Origin of the sequence: Pseudomonas sp. IT-P171, from assembly GCF_949767765.1 — a bacterium.
Lineage (GTDB): Bacteria > Pseudomonadota > Gammaproteobacteria > Pseudomonadales > Pseudomonadaceae > Aquipseudomonas > Aquipseudomonas fluorescens_B.
Map to the genome: position 1 here is coordinate 393,314 of NZ_CATKQN010000055.1, position 14,644 is coordinate 407,957.

Sequence of the window (14,644 nt, forward strand, 5' to 3'; positions counted from 1 at the left end):
CGATGCCCTTATCCGATGTTCGACAGTTTCAGCAAATGGCGCAGGTCATTGAGCAAGTCCTTGCCTTTCACGGTTGGGTCGTAGCGCAGCACCAGATTGCCGTGCGGGTCGATGATCCACAGCTGCGGCACGGTTTGATCGCCAGTGGTCTTGCTGAACGTGGTCAGGTCCATGGGATAACGCTGCAGCTGCGGGTATTCGCGGGTCAGCTTGGCGTCGTAGTCGCTGTTCAGCGGTTGCGCGGCGGCCAGGGCGTGACTGGCGCGCCCGGCATCACGGCCAAGGCCGATCTGGACTTGTCGCGCCAGATACACCAACTGCTGGCAATCAACCGAACACTCCTTGGGCGCAGTGACCAGCAATTGCCAGCGGTCCTCCTGCGCCTGCACGCCAAGGTTGGCGCGGGTCTGGCCGTTGCCGATCAGCTCGCCGTGATAGCTGCGACCTTCCGGCACCCAGAACTGCAACTTGTACATGCCGGTGGCGAGGATCATCGGACCGATCACCCCAAGCAGGATCAGCAGCAACTGCAAGCGACCCTTGCGCCGGTTCGCCGGCGTTTTCGCCTCAGACATGCTGGGTGGATTCATGGCCGCTCCCATGGTGTTTCTCCTTTGCGTTGTGCCAACCGAGATAGACGTAGAGGCCGAGCAGGGCGATCGACATGGCGAACCACTGCACGGCATAAGCGATGTGTTTTTCCGGCCCCATGGCCACTACCGGCCAATCGGCCTGGTAGGACGCGGGGCCGGTTTCTGCGCGTAATTCGTAGGCGAACCCGTCACGGTCCAGCGCCGCCCAGAGCTTGGAAGGTTCGACTGCGGTGACTAATCGAGGCCAGGTGGTGGTGCTCGGATCGGCCTGCAATTGAAAGGTCGCGCCGGGCGAGACGTAGACCCAGGCATCCAGGCTCAAGGCCTGAGTCGGCGTGGTGAATTGCGGCGGTGCGCGCCGGTCCGGCCACGGCAGCCAGCCGCGATTGACCAGCAGCCACAGTCCGGTCGCCTGCTCCTGAAACGGTTGCAGCAGCTCAACGCCGACTTTGCCGTCGCGCTGGCGGTTATCCAGCAACAGGCTGTGCGCCGCATCGAACTGGCCGTGCAGGCGAACCCGGCGAAACGCCGGATCTTCGGTGTGTTGCAGCTCGGTGCTGGCCATCGGCGCGGCGGCACGGCGCTCGGCATAGGTGTGCAGCAACGCGCTTTTCTCCGCGCCCCGGCTCAGTTGCCAGAAGCCGAGCGAGACCAGCAGCGGCAGCAGGAGCGCGACCACCAGCGTCGGTACGATGCCCGGCCGAAAGCGCTTCATGGCTTCGCCAGAAAGTCGGTAGTCGCGATAGCTATACTCAAGTGCATCGCCTTTCCCCCGGAGTCCCACCATGCTCAAAGCAGCCATCGTCCTGATGCTGATTGCCACGGTTGTCAGCCTGTTCAGCGGCCTGTTTTTTCTGGTCAAGGACGACAGCAGCTCGAACCGCCTCGTCATTGCCTTGAGTGTTCGTGTTGCCCTGGCCGCCATCACCGTCGGCTTGATCGCCTGGGGTTTTTTCAGCGGCCAGCTGGTGTCGCATGTGCCCTGGTAAGCCTCAGAGCACGTAGACGAAAACGAACAGTCCGATCCACACCACGTCCACGAAGTGCCAGTACCAACTCGCCGCCTCGAAGCCGAACTGGTGCTCGTTATCGAAATGCCCACGCATGACCCGCATCAGCATCACGAAGAGAATGATGGTGCCGATAGTGACGTGAGCGCCGTGGAAACCGGTGAGCATGAAGAACGTCGCGCCGTAGATGCCCGAACCCAGGGTCAGGCCCAGTTCGTGGTAGGCATGCAGGTACTCTTCGGCCTGAAAACCGAGGAACGCGCAGCCCAGCAACACGGTGATCGCCAGCCAGATTTTCAATGCGCCGCGGTGGCCTTTTTTCAAGGCGTGGTGGGCTATGGTCACGGTGACGCTGGAGCTCACCAATAGAATGGTATTGATCAGCGGCAAGCCCCAGGGACTGATAACTTCCTTCGGCGGCGGAAACAGTTTGGAATCAGGGTTGTTCAGCAATGGCCAGACGAATTCGAAGTTCGGCCAGAGCATATGTGCGATGCCTTTGGGACCTTCACCGCCGAGGGCCGGACCGGAAACGTGGCGCACGTAAAACAGCGCACCGAAGAACGCGATAAAGAACATCACCTCCGAGAAAATGAACCAGCTCATGCCCCAGCGGAACGAGCGGTCCATCTGCGCGCTGTACAAGCCGCCGCGACTTTCCTTGATGACCGTGCCGAACCAGCCGAACAGCATGTACGCCAGCAGCAGGCCGCCGACGAAAAAAATCAGCGGGCCGTGGGATTCCGGCCGCGCCGCTTTCAGATCGTTGAACCAGGTGGCCAGGCCGAACACGGTGACGAACATCCCGACCGTGGCGATGATTGGCCATTTGCTCTGGGCCGGAACGTAATAATGTTCATGAGTTGCCATTTATTGTTCTCCTTATCGGGCACGCTCAGCCGCCAGTATTTACAGCCACCGGTGGATGTCGGGCGGTGATATCGAACAGCGTGTAGGACAGCGTCAGGTGCTTCACATCCTTGGGCATGTCACGGTCAACGATGAAACGTACCGGCATCTCGATCCGTTGACCGGGCTGCAGCACTTGCTGGGTAAAGCAGAAACATTCGGTCTTGTGGAAATACGCCGCCGCGGCGCTCGGCGCGATGCTCGGCACCGCTTGCGCGCTCATCGGCTTGTCAGTGGGGTTGTGCGCGATGAAGATCATCTCGTTCACCGCCCCCGGGTTGGCCGTCAGCTCGTCGCTCTTGGGGTAGAAATCCCAGGACATGTCAGCCGAGTTGGTCGACAGGAACTGCACGCGGACCTGCCGCGAGGTATCGACGGTTTGTTCGCCCTCATACTGGCCGCCAGTCTTGCCATTGATGCCGAATGCCTTGCACATCACGTCGTAGATCGGCACCAGGGCAAACCCGAAAATAAACATCGCCACCACTACCAGCAGCAGGCGGGTGACCAGCTTCTTCATCGAAATCGAGTCAGCCATGATTTCCAGCCTCTACGCATAACCCGATAGGAGTGGGCCTTTGTGGCGAGGGAGCTTGCTCCCGCTGGGTCGCGAAGCGGCCCCAAAAGTTTTGCGTCTGCTTCGCAGCCGAACGGGAGCAAGCTCCCTCGCCACACAAGCCCGCTCCCACAGGAGTTTGTGTGTTCATTTCACTTCCGGCGGCGTAGTGAAGGTGTGATACGGCGCCGGTGACGGGATGCTCCACTCCAGGCCTTCCGCGCCATCCCACGGTTTGGCCGGTGCTGGCGGGCCGCCGCGGATGGTCTTGATCACGATGAACAGGAAGAAGATCTGCGTGGCACCGAACATGAACGCGCCGATCGACGACACCATGTTGAAGTCGGCGAATTGCAGGTTGTAGTCCGGAATCCGCCGCGGCATGCCCGCCAGCCCCACGAAGTGCATCGGGAAGAACGCCATGTTCATGCCGATGAACGAGAGCCAGAAGTGCAGCTTGCCGAGGGTTTCGTCGTACATGTGGCCGGTCCATTTCGGCAGCCAGTAGTAGGCCGACGCGAAAATCCCGAAGATTGCCCCTGGCACCAGCACATAGTGGAAATGCGCGACCACGAAGTAGGTGTCCTGGTACTGGAAGTCTGCCGGGGCGATGGCCAGCATCAACCCTGAGAACCCGCCAATGGAAAACAGGATCACGAACGCCACCGCGAACAGCATCGGCGTCTCGAAGGTCAGCGAGCCTTGCCACATGGTGCTCGCCCAGTTGAACACCTTCACTCCGGTGGGCACCGCGATCAGCAGCGTGGCGTACATGAAGAACAGCTCGCCCACCAGCGGAATGCCGACCACGAACATGTGGTGCGCCCAGACGATGAACGACAGGAACGCGATACTGGCCGTGGCATAAACCATCGAGGTGTAGCCAAACAGCGGCTTGCGCGAAAAGGCCGGAATGATCGAGCTGACGGCACCGAAGGCCGGCAGGATCATGATGTACACCTCAGGGTGACCGAAGAACCAGAACACGTGCTGGAACAACACCGGATCACCGCCGCCGGCGGCACTGAAGAAACTGGTGCCGAAGTGAATGTCCATCAGCATCATCGTCACGCAACCGGCCAGCACCGGCATCACCGCAATCAGCAGGAATGCGGTGATCAGCCAGGTCCAGACGAACAACGGCATTTTCATCAGCGTCATGCCGGGGGCGCGCAAGTTGAGGATGGTCGCGATCACGTTGATCGCGCCCATGATCGAACTGATCCCCATCAAGTGGATGGCGAAGATGAAGAACGTCACGCTTTCCGGCGCGTAGGTCGTCGAAAGCGGGGCGTAGAACGTCCAGCCGAAGTTCGGCCCGCCACCGGGGGTGAACAGGGTCGACACCAGCAGGATGAACGCCGCCGGCAGCAGCCAGAAGCTGAAGTTGTTCATCCGCGGCAGGGCCATGTCCGGTGCGCCGATCATCAGCGGGATCATCCAGTTGGCGAGGCCGACGAACGCCGGCATCACCGCACCGAACACCATCACCAGACCGTGCATGGTGGTCATCTGGTTGAAGAATTCCGGCTGGACGATCTGTAACCCCGGCTGGAACAGTTCGGCGCGAATCACCATCGCGAACGTACCGCCCAAGAGGAACATGGAGAACGCAAACCACAGGTACAGCGTGCCGATATCCTTGTGGTTGGTGGTCAGCACCCAGCGCATCAGACCTTTGGCAGGGCCGTGGGCGTGATCGGTAGCATGACCATGATCATCAATGACGGCGCTCATGGCGTGTCTCCTGCAAACAGATGGGCTGGGCAGGCCGGGGCGCACTGCCCCGACCGGTTCCTTGGTTGCGCAATAGGCCGGGTCATTGGCTTTCCGCCTGTTTCAGCTCCAGCACTTCTTTAGGAGTGACCATGTCGCCTTTGTTGTTGCCCCAGGCGTTACGTTCGTAGGTCACGACCGCCGCGATATCGACTTCCGAGAGCTGCTTGCCGAACGCCGCCATGGCGGTGCCAGGCTTGCCGTGGAAGACGATGCCCAAGTGATCCTTGATCGGGCCGGTGGCGATTTTCGAGCCCTTGAGTGCCGGGAACATCGGCGGCAAGCCTTGGCCTTCGGCCTGGTGACAGGCCACGCAAGTGGTGTGATAAACCTTGTCGCCACGCTCTTTAAGCTCGTCGAGGGTCCATTCCTTGCTGGTCAGCTCTTTGAGCTGCATGGCCTCGGCCTTGCGCTCGCCCAGCCATTTTTCGTAATCCGCCTTTTCCTTGACCTCGACCACGATCGGCATGAAACCGTGGTCCTTGCCGCACAACTCGGCGCACTGCCCGCGGTAGATGCCAGGTTTGTCGATGCGGGTCCAGGCTTCATTGACGAACCCCGGAATCGCATCGCGCTTGACCGCGAAGGCCGGCACCCACCAGGAGTGGATAACGTCGGCGGAGGTCACCAGGAAGCGCACCTTGGCGCCAATCGGCAGCACCAGTGGCTTGTCGACCTCCAGCAGGTAGTGCTCGCCCTTGGTTTCCTTGTTGTGAATCTGGTCGGCGGGCGTGGCCAGGTTGCTGAAGAACTCGACGTCCTGACCCAGGTATTTGTAATGCCACTTCCACTGATAACCGGTGACCTGGATATCGATATCCGGCTCACTGGCGTCGTACATCTTGATCAGGGTCGCCGTGGCAGGAACCGCCATGGCCACCAGGATCACGAAGGGCACGATGGTCCAGAGGATTTCGACGGTGGTGCTTTCATGAAATTTTGCGGCCACCTGCCCGGTCGAGCGACGGTGGAGGATCATCGACCAGAACATGGCGCCGAAGACGATGATGCCGATCACTACACAGATCCAGAAAATGGTCATGTGCAGGTCAAATACTGCGTGACTGATTTCAGTCGCTCCCGGCGCCATATTCACAGTCCAGGCGGCGTGCGCCTGACCGAAAATCGACCACAACAGGAGGCCCATCCAGACGTGTGGATGTCGCATCATTGCGGGTTCCCCTTATCGTTCTTGTTATCCCGCCGGCTTTCACCTGCGGCAAGGGAGCGGCATTTCAGACTACGAACTTGAATCGCCGGGCCTTGCTGCGTGTGCAGTCGGGCGTCATCAGCTAACTCCATTCCCACCCGAGTATAGACAGCGACTGCCACCTCGCAACGTGACGGCGTAAATGATCTGAAACAGCTGGGACTTGCGTTCAAGGTCCCGAATGGAGAAGGATGCAGACGAGTGGTGGCAAATGGATATAACTGTGATGTCTCAAGGATGAAACAATTATGACAAATGCGTCTTAGCCTTTTTCGTATGCAAGCTAAGTTATGTCTTCCCTATTTCATTGCCTTTGTTTCCTGGAGTTTTCATGAACACCGCCGCATTGCGCGAGCAGATCCAAAAAGCCCAACAACACGAGGCCGAGACCGGCCTGTTGACGCGTCAGCTGGAAAGCAAACTGCCTCATCTACACCCCACGATCCAATTGCCGGAGGCGGATGCCAACGGCGTGTTGACGCGTTTTGTCGCCGCCTACATCGATGAAGTTCCTGATCTGCTGGATGCAGCCAATGAAGTCGCCAGGGAAGCGGGTATCGAGTCACAGATCAAACCGGTGCTGAAAATTGCCGAGCAGTACTTCCTTCAGCCGCCGACCATCATGGCGGGTCACATCGGGCTCGACAGCCTGCTGGACGAAGCCTATCTGGCGCATCGGTTTGTCGAAGAGGTCAACGACCTGTACATCAAGCACTTTGGCCAGCCACTGATCCCATTGGACATGACTGTCGCCAACCTGATTGCTCACCAACTGATCGGTGAGGAATTTGCCAACCAACTGGATGAGGCGGTGCATCACGCCGTGGACGAGATGCTCAACGATGAAAGCTTTGCGCTGGAGTCGGTGGAAGCCTATCGCGAGAAACTCAGCAGCCCCGATACCGGCGCTGCGTGGAAGCGCTGGCCGTGCATGTCACGCCGGTTGGGCGTAGGGCTGGAGCTGGATCAGCCCGCCGCCTGATCCAACTGAAAAAACCAAACCCCTGTGGGAGCGGGCTTGCTCGCGAAGGCGGTGGGTCATTCAACATTAATGTCGACTGACTCAGCGCCTTCGCGAGCAAGCCCGCTCCCACATTGTCTATGTTCAGGCCGTAGAACCTACTCCGGTGGTAGTCCGCAACCGCCCTTCAAGCCTGCGCTTCAACCCCCGCGCTTCAATCAACAGCGTCGAACCCTTGGCCGCATTGGCCCGACCCCATTCTTCAAGCAACTCCAGGCACGAGTGATCGATATAGCTCAGGTTATTGAGCGGCACATGCACCGTTGCACCGGCGGGAATGGTCCCCAGCACCTGAGTCAACGCCGGCACCTTGAGAAAGGTCGCAGCCCCGATCAAGCGCAACTCCATTTCACCGTCCTTGGGCAGATCGATCAGGCTGATCTTCAACCGCGAGGCTTTCCACGCCAGTTTGGCCAGGGTCAGGCCGAAGCCGATCAGGACGCCGGTCAACAAGTCGGTGAAGACAATCGCCAGCGCTGTCGCGGCGTAGGTGAACATCGGCATCCGGCCATAACGGCCCAGACTGCGGAAGGCCTTGAGGTCGACCAGTTTGAAACCGGTGTAAACCAGCACACCCGCCAAACTTGCCACCGGAATGCTCTGCAGCACGCTGGACAGCAGCAACACGAACGCCAGCAGCCATAGGCCATGGAATATCGTCGACAGTCGTGTGGTGGCGCCAGCCTGCACATTGGCCGAGCTGCGCACGATCACGCCGGTCATGGGCAACGCACCGAGCAGGCCGCAGAGCATGTTGCCGACGCCTTGCGCCGAGAGTTCCCGGTCGAAGTCCGAGCGTTGACCGCTGTGCATGCGGTCTACCGCAGCGGCAGACAGCAGGGTTTCGGCACTGGCGATGAAGGCGACAGCGAAGGCCGCGATCAGCAAGGTCGGATCAGCAAGATTGAGCAAGTCCGCCGGTTTCAGCCAGTCGATGGCTTCCGCCAGATTGGCCGGGACCTCCACGCGTTTGACCTGCAAGGCGAGCATCAGGCTGGCGACAGTCGCCAGGCCTACACCCAGGAGCGCTCCCGGAATGAAGCGCAGGGAATGCGGGCGCAATTTTTCCCACAGGTACATCACCGCTATGGTTGCGAGCCCGAGCAGGCCGGCCTGCCAACCAAAAGAAGGCAAGGCTTGCGCCACGGCAGCCGGAAAGGCCGCCAGGTTATCCAGCCCCGACGGTTTGGGCACGGCGTCGAGCATCACATGCACCTGTGACAATACGATCAGCACGCCAATCCCGGCGAGCATGCCGTAAACCACCGCCGGCGCTGTTACCCGAAACCAGCAGCCCAGTTTCAAACGTCCGGCCACCAATTGCAGAAACCCCGCCAGCAGCAGAATCGGCCCGAGCATGGCGATGCCGTGCTGGCGCACCAGTTCGAACACCAGAACAGCCAGACCCGCCGCCGGACCGCTGACTTGCAGGGGCGACCCCGCGAGCCAACCCACGACCAGACCACCGATGATGCCGGTGATCAGGCCTTTGGCCGGCGGTAATCCCGAAGCGATGGCAATGCCCATGCACAAGGGCAGGGCGACCAGAAACACAACCACTGAAGCGAGCAGCTCCCGTGGCAGAACAGCTTTGAGTTGCGCAGCACGCATGGTGATTCTCCCGAAGATTTCTTCAGGCATGGCGTGGCCTGGCCGCTGAAACAGCGGCCAGGGTCAAACCACACAGATTTTTAGGAAGATTTAGAAGCGCGCTTTGGGCGTCGCCACCGGAATCGGATGGCTGCCATCGAGCGGCAGGAAACGCCCCTGATCGGCGTCATAAGCTTTGATTGCGCTGGTTTCGATGTCATAGACCCAGCCATGGATGAACAGATGACCGTTCGCCATGCGCGAGGCTACCGAGGGATGAGTACGCAGGTGCTGCAGTTGGGCGATGACATTCTCTTCGGTGAGGATGTGCATTGTTTCGTTTTCGTCGGTGCAGTTGCAGTTGTCGTGCACCATGGATTTCGCGACTTCCGCATGCCGCAGCCAGGCTTTGACCGTGGGCATCTTTTCCAGGCTGTCGGGATTGAGCACGGCACGCATCGCGCCACAATCGGAGTGGCCGCAGATGATGATGTGTTGCACGCCCAGCGCTAGCACCGCGTACTCGATGGCGGTGGAAACACCACCGTTCATTTGGCCATAAGGCGGTACGACGTTGCCGACGTTGCGAGTCACGAACAGATCGCCAGGCGAACTGTGGGTGATCAGTTCGGGCACGATGCGCGAGTCGGCGCAGGTAATGAACATCGCCCTTGGCTGTTGGGCGGTGGCGAGTTTTTTGAAGAGCTCTTCCTGCTGCGGAAAGATCTCATGATGAAAATGCAAAAAACCATCAACGATATGCTTCAACGCTGCATCGGCGGTTTCCGCCTCGGGTTGGGCTGAAGCCGACGCAGCCAACGGCTGTTTATCCTTGTCACTCATGAATTCATCCTCATTGGCGGAGTCAGGGAATTTTCCCGTTTTGTCCGGTGTGAAGCCAGTGGCTGTTTAAAAAACATCCAGGTCGGAAATCTCGACCCGTCAGTCACTCGATGAACAAGGTAGCTGCCGAAACTTAACTCAAACTGAATCAACTGCTCTAGAACGTGCGTTACAGGTTACAAAAAATGTGACCAGGCTAATTATGTCGCACGTTTCCTACTACTCAACCATAGGCCAATTGTCCTCAAATCAACGACATCTGGCGACCCGGCGGACAAAAGGCGTCGCAATCCAGATTGAAACCTTCCCGTCGATTGAGCCCCAGGCGTTTGATGGTTTTGGCAAAGCGCTGCGCCAACAGATCGGCAAACGGACCTTCGCCACGCATTCGGGTGCCGAACCGACTGTCATACAGTTCACCGCCGCGGCTCTGGCGAATCAGACTCAACACATGGGCTGCTCTCTGAGGATAGTGGGCCGCCAGCCATTCCTCGAACAACGGTGCCACTTCCAGCGGCAGGCGCAACATCATGTAGGCCGCACTTTGTGCTCCGGCCGCCTGCGCCTCGGTCAGCAGGCTTTCGAGCTCGCTGTCGTTGATCATTGGAATCATCGGTGAACACAGAACGCCCACCGGAATCCCGGCCTCGCGCATTACGCGGATCGCCCGCAGACGGGCCTTGGGCGCAGCGGCGCGGGGTTCGAGGATGCGTTTGAGTTCATCGTCCAGGGTGGTCAGGCTGATCATCACCGCTACCAGCCGTTGTTCGGCGAGTTCAGCCAGCAGGTCCAGGTCGCGCAGAATCAGCGAGCCCTTGGTGATGATCGTCACCGGGTGACGGTAACGCAGCAGCACTTCCAGGGTTTTGCGGGTGATCTTGTGTTCCCGTTCGATGGGCTGGTATGGATCGGTGTTGGAGCCCAGGTTGATCGGTGCGCATTGATAGCCGCGTTTGGACAGTTGCTCTTCCAGCACATCGGCGGCATTGGTCTTGGCAATCAGTTTTGTTTCGAAATCCAGCCCCGGTGACATGTCCCAATAAGCGTGGCTGGGTCGTGCATAGCAATAGATGCAGCCGTGCTCGCAACCGCGATAGGGATTGATCGAACGATCGAAGGGCAGGTCCGGCGAGTTGTTGCGGGTAATGATGGTTTTCGCGGTCTCGATGCGCACCTCGGTGCCCTGGGTCATCGGCGCTTCCTGATACCAGCCATCGTCCTCCGCCACTGAGCGGTTCGGGGCGAAGCGGTTGTGCGGGTTGGTGGCGGTGCCGCGTCCGCGGGGAGGCAAGGGAGTGCTCATCGATCAATACTCTTTGCTGTATGTGCATACAGTATCGAAGGATGAACGAGCCGGCCAGTGCCGTTCGGCACTCCGACAGGGCAGGAAACTTCTTGGCAATGAAGTTGGCCGGCGAGTTCAACCTGGTGACATTCCGGGAAACATATGACGAATAGCTTGGAGACTAAATTAATAAGTAGTATCCGTCTCGCACGAAGTTTCGTGTCTTAATTAATTAAATGGATTTCATTAATGTCGATTTTTAATCAGCGCGGTATCTTTTTACAACTTATGCAGCCAAGTGCTTCGGAACCAAACACGCTCGTTTCAATACAGCTTGCCCGTATGGAATTGGGTTTTGATGCCGAAAATGAAGTGCAGACCGAGGCCCTGGTGGATTCTGTCTATATGACTGCAACTTCAGTTGATGGCGGTCGTTCGTTCGATATCAAAAAAGTAAAAAGTGATGTGGACGGTGACGGCGATATCGACAGCGACGACAAGGAAAAACTGCTGGCTCTGGCCAAAGCTTATTCCAGTATCGTCAATCCGTAAGCCTGGTTACTCACTAAACCTGTGAGAGTGCCGCGCAGGTTTAGTTGTGAAGTGCGAGTTGAATCAGCCGTCGCAGGTATTGTTGGAAAGCACAAATTCAAAGGGAGCGGATTCACGATTCTTTGACAGATGGCTCACGGACCTTTGACCGCTCGACGCTCATTGTGGCGTCGTCACCCCGCCTCCCAATACGGTCGTCAAGCATGTCCCCACGCCTTATTCCTGCGATGTGTTTGTCGCTGGTTGCCCTGTTCAACCTGACGTTTGCTCACGCTGACGAGACAGTCGTGCCCCGTCCTGCGGAGTGGGCTCAACCGGTCGGGGTTCAGTACAACCTTTTCCAGATGTCCCCGACTCTCTACCGCAGCGCATTACCCGATCGCGGAGCCGTTCCCTTGTTGGCAAAACTCAAGGTCGCCACGGTGATCAACTTCCTGCCCGAGTCCGATTCAAGCTGGCTGGCCACACCCGGTATCGAACAGGTGCAACTGCCCTATCGCACCAATCACGTGGATGATGCGCAAGTCCTCACGGCCCTTCGTGCCATTCAGAGCGCCGAAGCCAAAGGCCCGGTGCTGATGCATTGCAAACACGGCTCGGACCGTACTGGCCTGATGGCCGCCATGTACCGGGTGGTCGTGCAGGGATGGAGCAAGGAGGACGCCCTGAGCGAGATGACTCAGGGCGGCTTTGGTGACAGCACACACTTCAGGGACGGTGTTCGTTACATGATGCAGGCCGATGCCGAGAAACTGCGCACAGCGCTGGCCAACGGGGAGTGCAGCACGAGCCCGTTCGCTGCGTGTTCGATGAAAAACTGGTTCAAGTCCGCCCATGTCGAGTAAACAGCACCTCCCACGGCATTGCGCTGTGGGAGGTGATCACTGGACTCAGTGCTGTTCGTCAGGCTTTTTCTTCAGCTTCGGGTTCGGGAAAAACTGTACGGCCTGAACCTTGGCGTCCGGTACCTTCAGCGCCGAAACATTGACCCGCGTTCCCAATTCCTTGGGGACGGACAGGCCTTGTTCATTCAACGTGTCTGAATACCCGCAGGCCACGCACTCGCGGTGCGGGACGTCGTCTTCGTTCCACATCATCAACTTGTCCGGCTCGCTGCACGCCGGGCAGACCGCCCCGGCGATGAAGCGTTTTTTCGTCTTCACAGGCGCCTCACTCATGCTGCTGCGTCCTCACTCAGGCCGCTGTGGCGCAAGAGTGCGTCAATCGACGGCGCACGGCCACGGAAGTCGACGAACAGCACCATCGGTTCCTGAGAACCGCCGCGGGCCAGGATCGCTTCGCGGAAGGCGCGACCGGTTTCGGCATTGAGCACGCCGTCCTCTTCGAACTTCGAGAACGCGTCGGCGGACAGCACTTCTGCCCATTTGTAGCTGTAGTAACCCGCCGCGTAGCCGCCAGCGAAGATGTGGGCGAAGCTGTTCGGGAAGCGATTGTAAGCCGGCGGGCGCATGACCGAGACCTCGTCGCGCACGCCTTCGAGCACTTGCAGCACGCTGCGGCCATCGCCGTGAGTGGCATGCAGTTCGAAGTCGAACAACGAGAATTCCAGCTGGCGCACCATCATCAGGCCGGACTGGAAGTTCTTCGCCGCGAGCATTTTTTCCAGCAGATCCTGGGGCAGTGGCTCACCGGTTTCGTAATGACCGGAAATCAGCGCCAGGCCTTCCGGCTCCCAGCACCAGTTTTCCATGAACTGACTTGGCAGCTCGACCGCATCCCACGCCACGCCGTTGATGCCGGAGACGCCCGCGTGTTCGACGCGGGTCAACAGGTGATGCAGGCCGTGACCGAATTCGTGGAACAGGGTGGTCACTTCGTCGTGGGTCAGCAACGCAGGCTTGCCGCTGTCGGCCGGTGTGAAGTTGCACACCAGATTGGCCACCGGGTTTTGCAGTGCGCCTTCAGCGGTGCGGCGACGGTCGCGGGCGCCGTCCATCCAGGCGCCGCCGCGCTTGTTGGCGCGGGCGTAAAGGTCGAAGAAGAAGCGGCCGACATGCTGGCCATTTTCCTTGATCTCGAACAGGCGAACGTCCGGGTGCCAGGTGTCGAAGCCTTTTTGCTCGGCGATTTCGATGCCGTACAGACGTTGAACGATGGCGAACAGACCGCTCAACACTTTATCAATCGGGAAGTAGGCGCGCAGGGCTTCCTGTGCAACGCTGTAACGTTGTTCGCGGAGTTTTTCACCGTAGAAACCGCTGTCCCAGCTTTGCAGGTCCGGGCAGCCTTGTTCGGCAGCATAGGCCTTGAGCTGTTCCAGATCCTGGACGGCGAACGGCTTGCTGCGTTTGGCGAGGTCGCGCAGGAAACTCAGTACCTGATCGCTGGATTCGGCCATTTTGGTGGCCAGGCTCAGCTCCGAGAAGCTGGCGAAGCCCAATAGTTTTGCCAGCTCCTGACGCAGGTCGAGAATTTCTTCCATCACCGGGCCGTTATCGTTCTGACCGGCATTCGGGCCTTGGTCCGACGCACGGGTACAGTAGGCGGCGTAGACTTCTTCGCGCAGGGCTCGGTCGTGTGCGTAGGTCATCACCGCGTAGTAGCTCGGGAATTCCAGGGTGATCAGGAATCCTTCCAGCCCCTTGGCCTGGGCAGCGGCGGCCATTTGCGCCTTGGCCGAATCGGTTAGGCCGGCGAGGGCCGCTTCGTCGGTAACGTGCTTGGTCCAGGCTTGGGTCGCATCGAGCAGCTGGTTGGAGAAGCGGCTGCCCAGCTCTGACAATTTGCTTTGCACTTGGGCGTAACGCTGTTGCTCGGCTTCTGGCAGATCAATACCCGACAGACGGAAGTCACGCAGGGAGTGTTCCAGGATAGTTTTTTGCGCCACGTCGAAACCGGCGGCTTCCGGGCTGCTGGCCAAGGCTTCGAAGGCCTCGAACAATTCGCGGTTCTGGCCCAGCTCGGTAGAGTAGGCACTCAGGGCGGGCAGGCAGGATTCGTAGGCTTCGCGCAATTCGGCGCTGTTGCACACGGCATTCAGGTGGCTGACCGGGCTCCAGGCAGCGCCCAGACGATCGTTGAGTTCGTCCATCGCCAGCACCAGGCCGGCCCAGGTCGGTTGTTTGCCCTGGGTTTTGAGGATCTCGATAATCGCGGCGCGGTTGTCAGCCAGGATCTGTTCAATGGCCGGTTGCACGTGTTCGGCACGGATCGCCGAGAACGGAGGCAGGTCGTAGGACTGCAGAAGAGGGTTGTTCACGCTCACGGTTGGCACCTTGGCTGGAAGAAACATGCCGCCATCTTAATTACAATCGACGCTCACCGCAGCTATCGGCAAC

At 59.2% G+C, this 14,644-nt stretch carries 15 protein-coding genes; 4 read left to right on the forward strand and 11 right to left on the reverse strand.

Annotated elements, in window-relative coordinates; genetic code table 11:
* Positions 1-8 precede the first annotated feature (8 nt).
* Complete coding sequence (locus ACM6I5_RS24055) at positions 9-602, reverse strand: hypothetical protein (protein WP_414884837.1); 594 nt, start codon at positions 600-602, stop codon at positions 9-11.
* Positions 568-1,308, reverse strand: a complete 741-nt coding sequence (locus ACM6I5_RS24060; protein ID WP_414884838.1) for an SURF1 family protein — start codon at positions 1,306-1,308, stop codon at positions 568-570. The genes ACM6I5_RS24055 and ACM6I5_RS24060 overlap by 35 nt, the downstream gene beginning before the upstream one ends.
* A 70-nt stretch (positions 1,309-1,378) precedes the next feature.
* Here ACM6I5_RS24060 and ACM6I5_RS24065 point away from each other — a divergent pair, with 70 nt between their 5' ends.
* A complete protein-coding gene (locus ACM6I5_RS24065; protein ID WP_008152470.1) occupies positions 1,379-1,582 on the forward strand; it encodes a twin transmembrane helix small protein in 204 nt (67 codons plus the stop codon).
* A gap of 3 nt (positions 1,583-1,585) precedes the next feature.
* Here the strand turns inward: ACM6I5_RS24065 and ACM6I5_RS24070 are convergent, their stop codons facing one another.
* From ACM6I5_RS24070 to coxB, 4 genes are all read right to left on the reverse strand, one after another.
* Positions 1,586-2,473: a cytochrome c oxidase subunit 3 gene (locus ACM6I5_RS24070; protein ID WP_017341775.1), complete on the reverse strand. Its 888-nt coding sequence runs from the start codon at positions 2,471-2,473 to the stop codon at positions 1,586-1,588.
* Between the two features lie 25 nt (positions 2,474-2,498).
* Entirely contained in the window at positions 2,499-3,050 is a 552-nt protein-coding gene (locus ACM6I5_RS24075) for a cytochrome c oxidase assembly protein (RefSeq protein ID WP_017341776.1), read from the reverse strand.
* Between the two features lie 165 nt (positions 3,051-3,215).
* Positions 3,216-4,805 (reverse strand): cytochrome c oxidase subunit I, encoded by a 1,590-nt coding sequence (ctaD, locus tag ACM6I5_RS24080; protein WP_017341777.1) that lies wholly within the window; start codon positions 4,803-4,805, stop codon positions 3,216-3,218.
* 82 nt (positions 4,806-4,887) lie between these two features.
* Positions 4,888-6,015, reverse strand: coding sequence for a cytochrome c oxidase subunit II (gene coxB / locus ACM6I5_RS24085; RefSeq protein WP_017341778.1), 1,128 nt, complete (start codon positions 6,013-6,015; stop codon positions 4,888-4,890).
* A gap of 370 nt (positions 6,016-6,385) precedes the next feature.
* Here coxB and ACM6I5_RS24090 point away from each other — a divergent pair, with 370 nt between their 5' ends.
* Positions 6,386-7,036, forward strand: coding sequence for a hypothetical protein (locus tag ACM6I5_RS24090; RefSeq protein WP_017341779.1), 651 nt, complete (start codon positions 6,386-6,388; stop codon positions 7,034-7,036).
* Positions 7,037-7,159: 123 nt separating this feature from the next.
* Here the strand turns inward: ACM6I5_RS24090 and ACM6I5_RS24095 are convergent, their stop codons facing one another.
* From ACM6I5_RS24095 to ACM6I5_RS24105, 3 genes are all read right to left on the reverse strand, one after another.
* Positions 7,160-8,686 (reverse strand): SulP family inorganic anion transporter, encoded by a 1,527-nt coding sequence (locus ACM6I5_RS24095; RefSeq protein ID WP_414880280.1) that lies wholly within the window; start codon positions 8,684-8,686, stop codon positions 7,160-7,162.
* Between the two features lie 90 nt (positions 8,687-8,776).
* Positions 8,777-9,508: a carbonic anhydrase gene (locus tag ACM6I5_RS24100; protein WP_017341781.1), complete on the reverse strand. Its 732-nt coding sequence runs from the start codon at positions 9,506-9,508 to the stop codon at positions 8,777-8,779.
* Between the two features lie 244 nt (positions 9,509-9,752).
* Complete coding sequence (locus ACM6I5_RS24105; RefSeq protein WP_017341782.1) at positions 9,753-10,811, reverse strand: PA0069 family radical SAM protein; 1,059 nt, start codon at positions 10,809-10,811, stop codon at positions 9,753-9,755.
* Positions 10,812-11,042: 231 nt separating this feature from the next.
* Here ACM6I5_RS24105 and ACM6I5_RS24110 point away from each other — a divergent pair, with 231 nt between their 5' ends.
* On the forward strand, positions 11,043-11,345 hold the full coding sequence (locus tag ACM6I5_RS24110; RefSeq protein WP_031319208.1) for a hypothetical protein: 303 nt from the start codon (positions 11,043-11,045) through the stop codon (positions 11,343-11,345).
* A 203-nt stretch (positions 11,346-11,548) separates the two neighbouring features.
* Entirely contained in the window at positions 11,549-12,190 is a 642-nt protein-coding gene (locus ACM6I5_RS24115) for a tyrosine-protein phosphatase (protein WP_031319209.1), read from the forward strand.
* A gap of 45 nt (positions 12,191-12,235) precedes the next feature.
* Here the strand turns inward: ACM6I5_RS24115 and ACM6I5_RS24120 are convergent, their stop codons facing one another.
* Both ACM6I5_RS24120 and prlC read right to left on the reverse strand, forming a co-directional pair.
* Positions 12,236-12,523 carry a YheV family putative zinc ribbon protein gene (locus ACM6I5_RS24120; protein ID WP_017341786.1) on the reverse strand — a complete coding sequence of 96 codons (288 nt, stop codon included), beginning with the start codon at positions 12,521-12,523 and terminating at the stop codon, positions 12,236-12,238.
* On the reverse strand, positions 12,520-14,571 hold the full coding sequence (gene prlC, locus ACM6I5_RS24125; RefSeq protein WP_414884840.1) for an oligopeptidase A: 2,052 nt from the start codon (positions 14,569-14,571) through the stop codon (positions 12,520-12,522). Before prlC ends, ACM6I5_RS24120 begins: the two co-directional genes overlap by 4 nt.
* Positions 14,572-14,644: the final 73 nt, after the last annotated feature.

What these genes read in the sequence shown, in the direction of transcription:
- ACM6I5_RS24060 (WP_414884838.1), bottom strand. Translation starts at nt 1,308, where the DNA reads ATGAAGCGCTTTCGGCCGGGCATCGTACCGACGCTGGTGGTCGCGCTC.
- ACM6I5_RS24120 (WP_017341786.1), bottom strand. Translation starts at nt 12,523, where the DNA reads ATGAGTGAGGCGCCTGTGAAGACGAAAAAACGCTTCATCGCCGGGGCG.
- ACM6I5_RS24090 (WP_017341779.1), top strand. Translation starts at nt 6,386, where the DNA reads ATGAACACCGCCGCATTGCGCGAGCAGATCCAAAAAGCCCAACAACAC.
- ACM6I5_RS24105 (WP_017341782.1), bottom strand. Translation starts at nt 10,811, where the DNA reads ATGAGCACTCCCTTGCCTCCCCGCGGACGCGGCACCGCCACCAACCCG.
- ACM6I5_RS24100 (WP_017341781.1), bottom strand. Translation starts at nt 9,508, where the DNA reads ATGAGTGACAAGGATAAACAGCCGTTGGCTGCGTCGGCTTCAGCCCAA.
- ACM6I5_RS24065 (WP_008152470.1), top strand. Translation starts at nt 1,379, where the DNA reads ATGCTCAAAGCAGCCATCGTCCTGATGCTGATTGCCACGGTTGTCAGC.
- ACM6I5_RS24110 (WP_031319208.1), top strand. Translation starts at nt 11,043, where the DNA reads ATGTCGATTTTTAATCAGCGCGGTATCTTTTTACAACTTATGCAGCCA.
- ACM6I5_RS24055 (WP_414884837.1), bottom strand. Translation starts at nt 602, where the DNA reads ATGGGAGCGGCCATGAATCCACCCAGCATGTCTGAGGCGAAAACGCCG.
- ctaD (WP_017341777.1), bottom strand. Translation starts at nt 4,805, where the DNA reads ATGAGCGCCGTCATTGATGATCATGGTCATGCTACCGATCACGCCCAC.
- ACM6I5_RS24070 (WP_017341775.1), bottom strand. Translation starts at nt 2,473, where the DNA reads ATGGCAACTCATGAACATTATTACGTTCCGGCCCAGAGCAAATGGCCA.
- coxB (WP_017341778.1), bottom strand. Translation starts at nt 6,015, where the DNA reads ATGATGCGACATCCACACGTCTGGATGGGCCTCCTGTTGTGGTCGATT.
- ACM6I5_RS24075 (WP_017341776.1), bottom strand. Translation starts at nt 3,050, where the DNA reads ATGGCTGACTCGATTTCGATGAAGAAGCTGGTCACCCGCCTGCTGCTG.
- ACM6I5_RS24115 (WP_031319209.1), top strand. Translation starts at nt 11,549, where the DNA reads ATGTCCCCACGCCTTATTCCTGCGATGTGTTTGTCGCTGGTTGCCCTG.
- ACM6I5_RS24095 (WP_414880280.1), bottom strand. Translation starts at nt 8,686, where the DNA reads ATGCGTGCTGCGCAACTCAAAGCTGTTCTGCCACGGGAGCTGCTCGCT.